Origin of the sequence: Terriglobus sp., from assembly GCF_965201105.1 — a bacterium.
GTDB lineage: Bacteria > Acidobacteriota > Terriglobia > Terriglobales > Acidobacteriaceae > Terriglobus.
Genome location: NZ_OZ241741.1, coordinates 1,338,311 through 1,351,962 on the forward strand (window position 1 = coordinate 1,338,311; position 13,652 = coordinate 1,351,962).

The 13,652-nt window shown below is 59.3% G+C and carries 6 protein-coding genes; all 6 read right to left on the reverse strand.

The genetic code is table 11. From position 1 onward, the window contains the following. Positions 1–48: 48 nt before the first annotated feature. Positions 49–1,098 carry a glycoside hydrolase family 43 protein gene (locus tag ACOFKT_RS05890; protein ID WP_419806482.1) on the reverse strand — a complete coding sequence of 350 codons (1,050 nt, stop codon included), beginning with the start codon at positions 1,096–1,098 and terminating at the stop codon, positions 49–51. 98 nt (positions 1,099–1,196) lie between these two features. Then, positions 1,197–4,388 carry a TonB-dependent receptor domain-containing protein gene (locus tag ACOFKT_RS05895; RefSeq protein WP_419806483.1) on the reverse strand — a complete coding sequence of 1,064 codons (3,192 nt, stop codon included), beginning with the start codon at positions 4,386–4,388 and terminating at the stop codon, positions 1,197–1,199. A gap of 263 nt (positions 4,389–4,651) precedes the next feature. Then, a complete protein-coding gene (locus ACOFKT_RS05900) occupies positions 4,652–5,692 on the reverse strand; it encodes a LacI family DNA-binding transcriptional regulator (protein ID WP_419806484.1) in 1,041 nt (346 codons plus the stop codon). A gap of 221 nt (positions 5,693–5,913) precedes the next feature. After that, the gene (locus ACOFKT_RS05905) at positions 5,914–7,557 is read right to left on the reverse strand and encodes a DUF5597 domain-containing protein (RefSeq protein ID WP_419806485.1); all 1,644 of its coding nucleotides are present in this window, start codon (positions 7,555–7,557) and stop codon (positions 5,914–5,916) included. A gap of 113 nt (positions 7,558–7,670) precedes the next feature. After that, complete coding sequence (locus ACOFKT_RS05910; protein ID WP_419806486.1) at positions 7,671–8,990, reverse strand: tetratricopeptide repeat protein; 1,320 nt, start codon at positions 8,988–8,990, stop codon at positions 7,671–7,673. 284 nt (positions 8,991–9,274) lie between these two features. Beyond that, on the reverse strand, positions 9,275–12,829 hold the full coding sequence (locus ACOFKT_RS05915; protein ID WP_419806487.1) for a TonB-dependent receptor domain-containing protein: 3,555 nt from the start codon (positions 12,827–12,829) through the stop codon (positions 9,275–9,277). Between the last annotated feature and the right edge of the window lie 823 nt (positions 12,830–13,652).

Here is a 13,652-nt window from a genome sequence, read left to right on the forward strand (position 1 = left end):
CATGCTGCTGATGCAACAAACCCGGCCGAAGGAGCTACGCTCCTCTTATTAATCCGCGTGCACGGGCGCAATCGGATCCGTACTGACGTAAGGCTTGCCATCTTTCCAGCGAATCTCAACCATGCTGATGTAGTAGGTCTTTCCGCCGTCGTCGTTGCCCTGGTAGAAGAGGTACGTCTTCCCGCCCACGTTCAGAACGCCGGGATGCCCGGACTCGGAGGAGTTCCAGGACCCTGGAGCACCGTTGGCGAGCAACGGCCGATCGGAAAGCCTGGTCCAGTGTTCGCCGTCCGGGCTGCTGGCGACACCAATCTGCTGCGGCACATTGTTGTAGGCCCCCGCATAGAACATGTAATAAGTCGAGCCACGCTTCATCACAGAAGGTGCTTCGATGCAGAGCTGTTCCCATGGCAGTTCCGGCTGCAGCAGCGGCCCCGCAATGCTCACGTCTTTCCATGTGCCCGCGCTGAAGTCGGAGGACAGGTCGGCCTTTGCCATGCCGATCAGCTGGCGCTTCATCTGCGGATCGCGAGTCGCGAAATACAGAAACGCCTTGCCCGTCGGTTCGTCCAGGAAGACTTCCGCATCGATTGCCCGGCCAACGCTCCACGGCATGTGCGTCGGGCGGTACACCGGATTTGACGCATCGTGCTTGAAATGCAAACCGTCGGACGAAGTCGCATGGCAGATCGCGTCCTTCGCGCCATGGCCGTAGCTTTGGTAAAACAGGTGAACCTCTCCGCGGATGACGCGGGCGCCCGGGGCGACAATGCCGTCCTGCTCCACGGGCTGCTCCGGCGCAATCTCGCCCGCCTTTTGCCAATGGATCAGGTCCTTGCTGCTTGCGATGCCGATACCCCAGCCGCTGCCTTCCACGTTCTTCGCGTTCTGCACGTTCCGGTTCGGCGGCAGGGTGTAGTACATGAAGAACGTACCGTGGAACTGGATTACGGAAGGATCTTTCACGAACGGCCTGCCCGTGCGTGACGAATCCGTGTAGTACACGGCGGGTTTTGGTTGGACCGCTGCGGTAGTCTGGGCCGGAGCTAAATTGGGCAGCAAAGACACTGCAGCGATGAGCCATGAAAGGGCGCGCACGTTTGCTCCTGAAGTGAAAGACGCCTGTAGCCCGCTTGCGGTGCTGGTGAAATCGACGCGACTAAAGCCAACGCTTACTCTACTCCCGCCGAGTTTCATCAGAACTGTAGCTTGGCGCCCAGTGCCAGCGTGCGTGGTTCACCCGTCGTGCCGGTGATACGCCCGAAGTTACTTGTATTGCTCAACGTCGCGTTGGGGTTTGCAAAGTTCGGATGGTTAAACGTGTTGAAGGTATCCACTCGCAGCTGCAGCCTTGCGCGCTCAGTGATGTTGGTGTTTTTGGCAAGGCTGATATCCCACTCCTGGTACCGCGGCCCAAACAGCAGGTTGTAAGCCGAGTTGCCGTAGGTAAAGGGCGCCGGCGCGGAGAAGGCGGCGGGATTGAAAAACTGGGTCTTTGTCTTGTTCTTCGGATAGAGCGCCACCCCATATACGCGATTGGCCCGGCTGTTGTACGAGCCCTGCACGCTGGTGTTGTAACCCACAGAGAAGGGCTGGCCACCCTGATATTGCGTGATCCCCGAGATCTCAAACCCGCTTACCAAGTGATCCACGAAGCCGCTGGAAGAAGCAAGAAAGCGATGATTCTTGCCGAATGGAAGCACGTACGAATAGCTGACGTTCAGGGTCTGCGGAGTGATGCCACCGATGTTGCCATAGGAATCGCTCGTGTTCATCGGGTTCATGAAGTTTTCGGTCCCGAGTACGCGAATGTACTCGTACTCGGCATTTAACTGAAACCCATTTTCAAACCGCTTGTGTACGCCGATCTGCAGAGCGTTACTGGTGGTGTGGAAGATGGGATCCTGGGTCAGGAAGATGCTGGCGAAGGGCTGCACCGGCCTGCGGGGCTGCACCGGACCTGGGGCGGGTACAGGCTGGTTCAGGTCGGGTGTGATGCTTGGGCTTCCGCCGGCTGAGTTGTTCTGTTTCAGGTTGCGCTGACCCACATAGCCGATGCGGACGGACATACTTTTACCGACCTGCTGCTCGACTGCCAGGTTGTACTGCTCTGCGTAGGGCACCTTGGTTTTGGCCTGTGCGTTTACGTTGGGATTCGACGCGAATGCACCCGTGCCGCCAAACGGCGCATACATCGTGAGCGTCGGCGCACCGGCAGGCTGAGAGAACGTCTGCACGCCGAAGAACGGAATGTTCTCAAACGCGTTCGCCTGGATGTAGTATTCCGGGACCAAGTTGTAGAACAGCCCGAAACCACCGCGCAGAACGGTTTTGGGCATGGCCTGGTATGCAAACCCGAACCGAGGCGCCACATTCTTGTTTGGCTGTCCCAGATAGTCGAACAGACTGCTAGGCAGCCCCACCTGCGATGCGAAAACAATCGGCAGGTTCAGAAAGCCTGGAAGCGCGGGCTGGGGAGCGTTGCTGGCGGGGAACTTGGACCCGAAGATGACGATTTTCTGCAGGTCGGGCACGTACAGCGCGTTGTTGCCGGTGGGGCTGTCGTTGATGTGTTGCAGATCGTAGCGCAGGCCAAGATTCAGCGTCAGGTTAGTCGTGGCGCGCCAATCGTCCTGAATAAAAATACCCGCCTGGTGTGAGACGTTGCGCAGGATCTGCGTGTTGGGGTTTGGCTTCTGCGTCGACGACGGGTAGCCCAGCAGGAAGTCCGCATATGCATTGCCGGAATACTGACCGTTGAAGTTGTACGCGCCACGCTGCGGCGCCGACGCGATAAGGTTGGCGGTGCTGTCATGCAGGTAAGAGAAGCCGACCTTGATGTTATGCCGTCCGGCTGTCTTGTTTAGATTGCCGATGAGTTGAATGTCCTGTCCCAGGACCTTGCTGCCTTGCTCGCTAACCGTGGTGATGTTGCTGATCGCGATCTGGGGCGCACCCTGGATCACCTCAGCCCCCAGCCCAGGTATGAGCGATGAGAAATCCGTGCCCACGTTCTGCGGCGTGCGGAAAACAGGCAGGTGAAGGTACGCCGCTGTTAGATCGCCGACCACGGTTGGTGAGAAGATGTGCGTCCAGCCCAGAACCGTATTCATGTTCCGCTCGCCGATGCCGGCCATACCACCGAAGCGGCTGGTTGCGCCCGTGGTGGGATTTGGTCCATACAAGCCCGCGATGTAAGTCGCCCGGAACTGGTTTTTGTCGTTAGCCTTGTGATCCAGACGGAAGGAGTACCGGTTCACCGACTGCGAAAAGGGCACTACCTCAAAGGTGTTGGTACCGGTTCCAGCAACGGTTGGCTGCGGGTAGAGCAGGTTCTGCAAACGTTGATCGACGGTGTTGATCCGGTTACCCGGGATCATATTGTTGGGGAATGGCAGACCCGTGAGCGGATCTTTGAGCACGAGGTTTGGAAACTCGCCGAAGTCGCCGGCACGCTCCCGCACGGACGGCCCCTGGGAATTGAGGTTGTTGGCCTGCTTCAACCGGAAGCCTTCGTAGTTGAAGAAGAAGAACGAGCGGTCCCGGCCGTTGTAAAGGTGTGGCACAACGATCGGCCCAGAGAAGTTACCGCCGAACTCATTGCGGATATATTTGGGCTTGCGCTGCGCGCCGGCAAAGTAGAACTTCGCCGCCGTGGCGGCGACGCGATTGAACTCAAGCAACGTACCGTGAAACTGGTTGGCTCCGCCCTTACTGACAACGATGATTTGCGCCGCCTGGTTATACTCGGCCGGCGCGTTCGTTGTAATCACCTTGAACTCGGCGATTCCGTCCAGCGGGGGCACCTCGCCTAGCGGGCGCTGCAGGCCGACGTTCATGTTGATTCCACCGTCCAGCACAAAACCCACCGCGCCATACGCATTGCGTGCGCCGCTATTGATGGCCGGCGTAATGCCGAACACCGGAATCTGATCCTGACTGCCCGCTGCCTGAATACCCGGCGCAAGGGCCAGCAGGCCGGTAATGCCCAGGCGTCCGTTCAGCGGCGTGTCGGTGATCGTCGCGGAGTCGATGACCAAACCCACGGATGCGTCTTCCGTCTGAATCGCGGGTGCGCCGGCGGTAACGGTCACCTGCTCCTGCTGCGTTCCAACCTGCAGGTGCGCATTCACCTCGGCAATCTGGCCGATGGTGAGCGTGATGTTCTGCTGTTGGAAGGATTTGAACCCGGCCTCAGACACGGTGATGACGTAATGGCCTGGCTGCAGTTGCGAGATGGAATAGCTGCCATTCCCGCTGGTTTGCGTGGTGCGGTCGATGCCCGTTTCCGTGTTGTGAATGGTGACGCCGGCCCCGGCCAGTGAGGCGCCGCTCTCGTCTGTGACAGAGCCCGACACGGATGCGGTCGTGCCGACTTGAGAAAACACGGGAGCGGCGAACAGCCCGGTCGAAGCAAGAACGGACGCGAATGCGAGCTGTCTTACTGCACTCTGCCTTACGCGAACATTACCGATGAAATAGGCCTTCACGAATGCCTCCAAGGGGTGGATCTGGACGACGAGGTTCTCGTTTTCTGCGCACGCAGTCAGGTGCGTTCCTCGGTCGCGAGCTATCCTACGCATCTCGTTGAAGCACACGCATGGTTCAAATGAACTAATCCGATCAGACGATCGCTTTGGCCTATCCTGCGTTAGATCGAAGATGAGCGGGAACTCGGGGCTTTGCGCTTTGTCTTGCGAGGCGGTGCTGTGCTTTCGCGAACTACGAGCTGTGTGGGGACTGAGAACTGACGCCCTGGCGTGTCGCAGTTCTCTTGCTTGGTCCGCTCCAAAGCCTTGATGCAGGAACGTGCAAGCTCCCTGATCGGTATGCGAATGGTGGTTAACGGCGGGTATGCCACCTGCGCAAGCGAGATGTCATCGAAGCCAACGAGCGAGACATCGTCCGGTACACGCAGCCCCAGGCGGTGAATGCCCAACGCGGTGCCGAAGGCCGTCATATCATTGGCGTGTAGCAGGGCAGTGGGCGGATCGGCGATCTGCATCAGCGACCGGGCCGCGGCTTCTCCGCCACCGATACGGTAATCTCCCTCTCGCACCAGGTCTTCGTGGTACGCCAGTCCCGCTTCGCGGATCGCGTGCCGGAATGCCTCGGCACGAAGCGTCGACGTTTGCATGCCCGAGATGCCACCCACGTAACCGATGCGCCGGTGACCCAACGCTTTCAGGTGTGCGACTGCTTGCAGGAACCCGGCCTCGTGGTGAATGGCGACGTCGCTGCAACCGGCCTGCGTGACACGGCGGTCGATGGTCACCAGCGAAATGCGCCGCAACAGCAGCGGCTCAATTGCTTGCGTTTCATACTCCGAACCCATCAGCACCGCGCCGTCGACCTGGCGCATGAGCATGCGGCGAATGGAGCGCACCAGACCTTCTTCATCCCGAACGCTGGTCAGCAATAACTCGTGGTCGATCTGCACCAGCTCATCCTCAACGTTCACGAGGAACTCTGAGAAGAACGGATTGCTCAGATCGGGAACTACGACCCCAAACGTCTTGCTGCGACCATACTTCAGCGTGGTTGCGCTTGGGTTTGGAATGAAGTTGACCGCATCCAGCACCGCGCGTACTCGCTGTGCCGTCTCCTCGTTCACGGCGGCTGAACCGTTGATCACGCGCGAGACGGTGGCGCTTGAAACGCCCGCCCGCTGCGCGATCTCACGCATGTTCATGCTGACACTGTATCGTGCGGTCCCGGCCTACCGATCACCGGACAGAATGATCGGTTGCGACATACCCGGAGAACACGGCTGCTGTGCCGCGCAAAGTAAGGCAGCAAGGCACATGGCGATTGCAACCGTGCTTGCAGGGAAAGTTTTACCATTCTCCTTAACGCTGCAGGCGAAGCAAGCAACCGCTTGCATACGGTCGAAAACTGGCTCTGCGTAAAGGCTTAAAAGGTGCCCATCTTGATGTGAACGACTGCATTCTGAGAGCGGTGAAAGTTCAGACCACGGTCGGTCTGGTCGCCGTTCCACAGCCGCAGCGGCACCCACTTGCCGTTTTCGTACCGGCCTTCTTCGGTTTGTAGAATCTGCGATCGGATCCCGGGCAGGTGCCCTTCGGTGTGGAAGAAGACGCTCGCTTCCACGCCCGTCACCAGAAATTCATCCGGACCGATCTGCGCGACGAGCGCACGGCCGCTGTGATCGGGCGTGCCCGGCGCGGGCCGACCATCATTCTCCGGAAAGCCGAAGCGAACGCTCGCCTTCCATGGGCCGAAATCCAGTTCCTGCTCCGGCATGCCAGCGGCGTCGACCGCCGTCTTCAGCTTGCCTTCGAAGTTCAGGCGCGCTACCTCCCGCGCCATCGGTGCCAATTGTTCGTAGTTTGCAGTGTGCGCACGTGGACTGATTTTGCTCGGATCTAGGTCGTGCTGACCCGCCCCCGCAGGCGGCCACGTCCAGCCGGTACGGTCCACGCCAAACGGTGAAAAGCCGATCGCGCCCTTGCCGAGTGCGAGGAATAGGTACGGCGCATACGAATCGCCGTATCCGGTCTCGGGGATCCAAAGTGCGTTGTCAGGACGGGCGTAGGTGTCAAGAACGGACGTGTAGAACTGCCGGTTGTCGGAGTAAATGTCCGGACCGATCAGATCGATCGAGGGCGCCAGCGCCTTCCAAAGCGGCAATATGTGCTGCACCGGGCCGCCAGATGGCCAGCCGATGCCGGGGTTGGGCACCTGGCGCTCCGGCAACTCGCTCACGGGGTAAGCGAGCCACACATTGCAGTAGTACGGGATGTTGAACTCGTGCTTGCCCGCCGCCGCGATCTCGTTGACGTACTTGGCCTGATGATAGGCCTGGAAGGTCTCGTCCGCGCGGCCGCCAAAAACCTGTTGCCAGGTGCCCGGCTGCTTGTGCAGCGCTTGCAGCAGGTCCGCCGGGACCGGGCCTGCAAACTCACGGTTCGACGCAGGCGAGTAATCACGCGGAGAGCCGACGATGCCCGACTCGTTTTCGACCTGCACCATGATGACGGTGTGCTCGTCGCCGTCGATCTCGGCAAGGTGGTGCATCAACGCGGCAAAGGCGAGCTTGTCGGCTTCCAGGTTGTTGCGCGACTGTGCGGAAAGCACGTCAATAGGTTCACCGGCCGCATTGATCACGCGTGGATAGGTCTTGGTGTCAGTCTTGATCCACTGCGGCGCATAGTGCATGTTGCCGTTCTTCCACGTGCCGAACCACAGCACGACCAGGTGCAAATGGTGCTCACGAGCGCCCTTCACCAGAAGGTCCGCAGTTGAAAAATCAAATTTACCTGGAGCTGGTTCCATCTGTTCCCAATACACGGGTGCCTCGACCGTGTTCGCGTGCATATCCTCAAGCGCCGGCCACACCTGTGGCAGCGTGCTTGCCCAGGAGCTTGAATTATTGATCTGCGCGCCAAGCACCAGGTACGGCGCGCCGTCGACCATTAGCGCATGGCGGCCATCTTTCTGCACAAGGCGAGGCGCCTCCGCAGCTCGCACGGTGGACGCAAGCGAAATGCAGACCAGAATAGCGGCAGCGGCGTGGCGAAGGCGTTGCGAGATCATGGCTGATTTCTCCGGGTGCGTTGGTGTGGTGGTACAAACGGCGGCAGCGCCGAACCAGCTACGTTGGGCGACAGGGCACCGCGTTTTCGCGTGAGCCGTGGCATGGAGATCGTCTAGTTGGGGGTGGTCAGGAATGTCATGACCTCCTGCATGCGCTTGTTTTCTGCTTCCTTTGTTTCGACGGCATATCTCTGCTGCAGTGCGATCTGCTGCTCGGCTTGGTCGCGCTTGCCAAGGCGCGAGTAGGCCCGGGCCAGCCGGTAGTGCGCCTCAGGAAAATCAGCACGAAGCGCAACGGCTTGAACCAGGGAGTCCGCACTGGCCTGCCACTCGTTCCTGGACTGTTGCAACACACCCAGCTGATACCAGGCCTCCGGCAGTTTGGCGTCGGCTCGCAATGCGTTATGAAGCAGCGTATCTGCCAGAACTGTGTCCTGCTGATCCAGCGGCTGGTGCAGGATGGCGATCGCAGCATAGAGCGATGCCGGCGCGTTCTGCGGATGCGTTTGTGCAAACGTCCGCAATGCATCGCAGCCGGACTGCTGCGCTCCAGAGATGGCGCTGCAACTACGGCCAAGCAGGTCCGCCGCAACCGCGGAGTCCGGCCGACGCTCCAGCTCCGCTTTAAAGACAGGAACGGCGGCGCCGTACTGGTTGTTTCCGTAATACGCGATGCCAAGCGCCATCTCCATGCGATCGCTCGCCGGGTAATGCTCCACGCCGAAACGGAAGATTTCGATGGCAGGTTGAAAGCTCCAATGCTGCAACAATTCGTTTCCGTAGGCAAAGAGATTTGCCTCGGACCCATCCAGCTCGGCTGCGCTCTTGTAGTGTGCGACGGCAAGCTGGAATGCCCCGCTTTTTTCTTCGGCCTCGGCCAGAACGCTCAGCAGAGAAGCATTGTTCGCTACATCGGGCCGTGCGCTCAGAAGAGTTGCAGCCTCTTTCGGCCGACCGGATTGCAGCAAAGCGACGGCCCAGTCATGTAGGAGATCTGCCTGCGGCTCTACACCTTGAGCATGCAGAAGAGCCGAAGTCTGCTGAAACGCGTTGGTGGCCTCGGCCGTCCTTCCCGCACGCAGCTCAGCCTGTGCCAGCAGAAGGTGAACCGGCGCGCTGCCGGGCGCAGTCTGAGCGGCATCCTGAAGCAGCGAAACTGCTTTGAGGGGTGCCTCAAGCTTCAGGTATGCCACCGCCAGATTCACACTGATGTCAGCATCGCGCGGCGCAAGCGCGTGCGCCCGTTGCAGAAAGGGCAGGGAACCCTGCACGTCGCCAGATTCGGCAAGTGTCATGCCTGCCGCTGTTTCTGCCTGCAGATTCGCCGGATACCGCCGCGCGAATTCCAGCAGTATGGGCTTGGCATGTTCCAGGTCTCCACGGTCATAGCTGCTCAGCGCAGCTCGCAACTGCTCAGCCTCTGCAGCTGACATTGCATGCTGCGCAGCATGGGTCTTTGCAGGTGTGCGCGCCGTATTTTGCGCGCGGCCGCTCGTGGGCAGCAGCCATAGCAAAGTCAGCAGCAAAGCAGTGCGCCACGGATTGGGGTTGATCGCCTTCACGGAAAACCGAAGCCTCGCGGCTATGCAGAAGCTTGCGTGTTGCGCCTTCATTTTTGCTCAAAGATGATGAAGAACAGCTCTGATGATCTGACGCGGAAGTGCGACAAAGAAACGTAGCCGGAGGACGACTCCGGCTGCGCGGGTTAAGGGCTGGGTTAGAAGTTGATCTTGGCTGCGAACTGGAAGAAGCGCGAGTCAGGATAGAACTGACCCAGGCTGCGCGAAGAGGTAATCTGGGCTCCGCCAAGCGTGAGTGCCGTTTGAGAATTGGTATTCGCCGCACCTCCCGGATTTGCGTATGCCGGGGTGTTCAGCAGGTTGAAGTAGTCGGCGCGTAGCTGGAATGTGGCTTCGCGCCAGATGCCGAAATTCTTGTAGAGCGAGCCGTTGATGCGTTCATAACCAGGTCCGTACACCGTGTTGCGCGGCGAACCCAGGTAGCGCAGAGCGTCGAGACCTGTTACGGTCTGGTTGCCCGTCAGCCGGGGAGGGTTGCGGAACGAGCACGGATTGAACCACGTCACCGTGTTGCGCGTACCGGTCGGGCAGGTGAACTGTGGGCCATCGGGGTCAGGAGTACCACCGGATGCGAACGGGTCTCGGATCTTATTCGGGTGCGCTGACGACCCCGCGGAAGTGGTGATGTTTGGTCCGATGCTGAAAGGATTGCCGGTTTGCGCGATGAACGTAAGCGAATTGGTCCAACCTCCCAACACCAGGTCCAGAATGCCGTGATGGTTGCCGTGAGCGCGGCCCACACCGTATGGAATCGCGTAGGAGCCGTTGATCGTAAACCGGTGCCGCACGTCAAACGGGGAGTTGCTGTAATCGCTGGAAATGCCGATCAGGTTCGGATTGCGGTAGCCCGAGTCGCCGGTGCTGTTCAGCGGCGTCACCGCATCGTCAAGCGCGTGGGAGTAGGTGTAGCTCGCCAGGAAGCTGAGCCCGTTGCGCAGCCGCTGATCGAGCTTCGCCTGCAAGGAGTTGTAGTTCGACGAACCCGCGTAGGAGCTGTACGCGTTACCGCCGATGGTTGGAAACGGCTGGTACGGGTTAGTGTTCACACCCGGAGCAGCGAGCACCAGGGATGAGTTGCGGTCCGGGAAGACGACCAGGTGGCGTGAGTTTGCCCCTACATACGAGACGGTGGCCGAAAGATTGGCGTCGACCGCGTACTCGAACGACAGGTTGTACTGCTGGCTGTACGGCGTCTTGATCTTTGGATCGGAGCCGCGCAGGTTCGGGTTGGATACAGAATTCTGCAGCCCCGCTGCGATGGCTGCGGAGAACCCGTTCTCAAGTGTGATTCCGTTGTTACGGCAGTTCCCAACGTTGCAGGAACCGTACAGCGTTTGCGAGTTGTAGGTCGAGTCAAACTCAAACGGGTAGTTCTCGCCCAAGTTCGGATAGTAGCCCGCACTTTCAAGCCCGCCGTAGAAGATGCCGTATCCCGAGCGGGCGACCAGTTTGTCCGACATCTTGTACGCCAAACCAAATCGCGGCGCGAAATTTGCCTTTTGTGACTCAACCAGGAAGCGGTTGCCGGAGTACTGGATCGCGATGCGGTTGGCTGCCAGCGTGTTGGTGAAGCTTGCGGCCAACGGCACGCCGCTCTTGGATTGCGGTATGCGGTAAAAACCGGTCCCCGCGCCCGGCGCCAGTGTATTGACGATGAACGCGGCCTGGTTGTCGTGGCGCTCCAGGTATGGCTGCGCATACTCGTAACGCAGACCCAGGTTCAACGTCAGGTTCGGCGTCGCCTTCCAATCGTCCTGCACGTAAGCCGCGCGAATCCAGCGCACATCGTCCGACGTAAACACGTTCGAGATGGCCGCTGTGTCCATATTGTTCGTCAGAAAATCAGCAACGCCATAACCGGCATAGCTTGTACCGCCCACCGTGGGCGAGCCCTGCGCACTGGTGAACTTGCCCGTAAACCCGTAGGAGCCGCGCGGTTGTGTTGGCTGCGTCGTGGAGAAGCGGATGCGCTGAAAGTTCACGCCCATGCGTAGGCTATGGTTTCCGGCGATCTTCGTCACGTTGTCCAGAATCTGGTAAACGTTCTGGTATTCATCCGTGACCGCAAACGTAGGCGAGCCGAAGGAAGATATGCCGCTGACGCTGACGTTGGGCAGCCCACCGTTTTGTTGGCCGCCCGGAATGCCGCCAAGGCCGATGCTCGCCGGCAGGCCCGTGTTGGTGCCGTTCGGTTGCAGGAACCCGAAGTGTCCGTAGTTGTAGCCGAAGCGCGCTTCATTAACCAGGTTTGGATTGAACACATGCGTTTCACTGGCGGCCAACGCTTCACTGAAGTTGATGATGGTGCCGGTGTCGCCGAAGCCGCCGCCGTCCAGAACTGGGCCAAGCGGAGCGGAGCGGCTCCCGGGAGTGTCCGAGTAGCTGGCACGTACGAACGCCTGATCATGCTGCGTCGCGTTATAGTCGGCACGAACGTCGAACTGCGTCGTGTTATTCACTGCGTTGCGATTGCTGAAATAGTTGCTGACTGCCGTGCGCCCATTGATCACCTGATTGGGTAGCGGATACAGATTCAGGATTTTGAGTGCCGTCTGGTTGATCTGATTGGGCAACAGCGTGTTGTTGGCGATCGGCTGCGCGATATTGCCTGAGTTTGGTTGCACCAGCTGGACACGTGTTGTGCCGGTGAGCGCCGGGTTCAGCAGCTCTGAGAAGTTTCCCTGGCGCATCAGGGCCGTCGGTACGGTGTAGGTGCCGGTTTCAGCGAAAATGATCCGGTTCGCCTCCGCATCGCCAAACAGGAACAGCTTGTTCCGGAAAACAGGAAACCCCACAGTGCCGCCGAACTGGTTCTGGCGATACTTGGGCACGGTCCGATTGCCGAACGAGGACCATTCGTGAATGTCGAAGGCATCGTTGCGGATGTATTCCCATGCCGATCCGTGCAGGCTATTGGTGCCTGACTTGACCGACGTATTGATAACCGCGCCGGCGGAATGCCCGAACTCCGCGCTATATGCACCAGTCTGCACCTTGAACTCGGCGAGCGCCTCCGGTGGCGGCCTTACGCTATAGCTTGCGCCGTTGAAAAAATCGACCACGTTGACGTTGTTGTCCACACCGTCCAGCAGAAAGTTGTTCTGCTCGGCGCGTTGTCCGTTGGCGTTGAAGTCGCCGGCGCCGCCACCACGTGATCCGTTGGCCGGCGCAATACCGGTTGTCAACTGCGCGATGAACACGTAGTTGCGGCCGTTCAACGGCGTGTCGACGATCGTTTGCGCCTCAATCACCTGCCCGGTTGATCCGTCTCCGGTCTGCAGCAGCGGGGCCTCGGTGGTTACCTGTACCGTGTCGGTATTACCTACGCTCAGGTCCACGTCCACGCCCGCGCGCTCGCCCACGTGCAGCTGCACGTTCTCCTGCTCTTTCGTTGTAAAGCCAGGCGCAACCACCTTCACCGTGTACTTCCCGATCTTCAACGGTGAGAACGTGTAGATGCCGTTGCTGTCCGTCTTGTCCGTCAAGGTGAATGCAGTATCCACGTTGGTGACGGTCACCTGGGCATTCGGGACCACGGCCCCGGACGGGTCCTTGACCGTGCCCGTGATCGTGCCTTGATCGACTTGCGCGATGGCTGATCCGCCGCACGCCGAAACAAGCAGGAAAATCGCGAAAAGCCAGCCCCGTATCAGATCTGCCGGCGGCAACGTCTTTCTTTCAGGTGAACCCATAGGTGTGGCCTCTCTCGAAAACAACAATGCGAAACGCCGCATGGCAACGCATGAATTCGTATACATGGCAGCGCCAAAACGGTAGTGGTCGCCACAGAAACCTGTCAAGCTCCTTTTTGCGGGCCGCCCTGCGTGCATTTTTTCGGAGGCCCTGGCGGAACGATAATCTCCAGCACACACGCGAATGGGCACAACTATCGCCTGGTTCGCAAGGCCGTCGCTATGGAGCAGATCACGCTCACGACGTCGACAGTGTACGCGGGGATGCGCAGCTTACAGCCTGTGAGTAGCCATCTGGCAGCATGGGGCGGAGCCTGTCGGAAAGAAGTTCCGAAACGGAGAAATTCAATACCTCGCAACACGGCTTGCATCCTGTGTCAATCAACCCGGGCGTAAATCGCGATGCTCGTACAAGCGTAGTGTTGTCTGCAATTTGCAGACGATGAGCGATATTGGGACGCAACTTGAAGACACATCTGCATTGGCAGGGTACTTGCACATCTGAAAGTGGAAGATTTGGTTTGTCCCCCTTTTACAAATCAGCATGCATTCCACTGCGGTGGAACGAGCGAGTGTCTCGCCGTGTGCTTGCGCTCTCGAGAAGCGCAAGCAGGAACGCACTCGTTCCGTATGGCTATCGGAGCTTGCTGCCGCAACAGGAAAACCTAACACCTTGGTGACACACGCTTCAACATTAGTGATAGACGCTTCACCATTGTGTGATTTCACAAGTGGTCCGGTCCGTTGCATACATTGCTTACGCCTTGTCCAACCACTCCCAATCTGCGAAATTTCGCGACTGCGGTTCGGGCAATCGTTACTT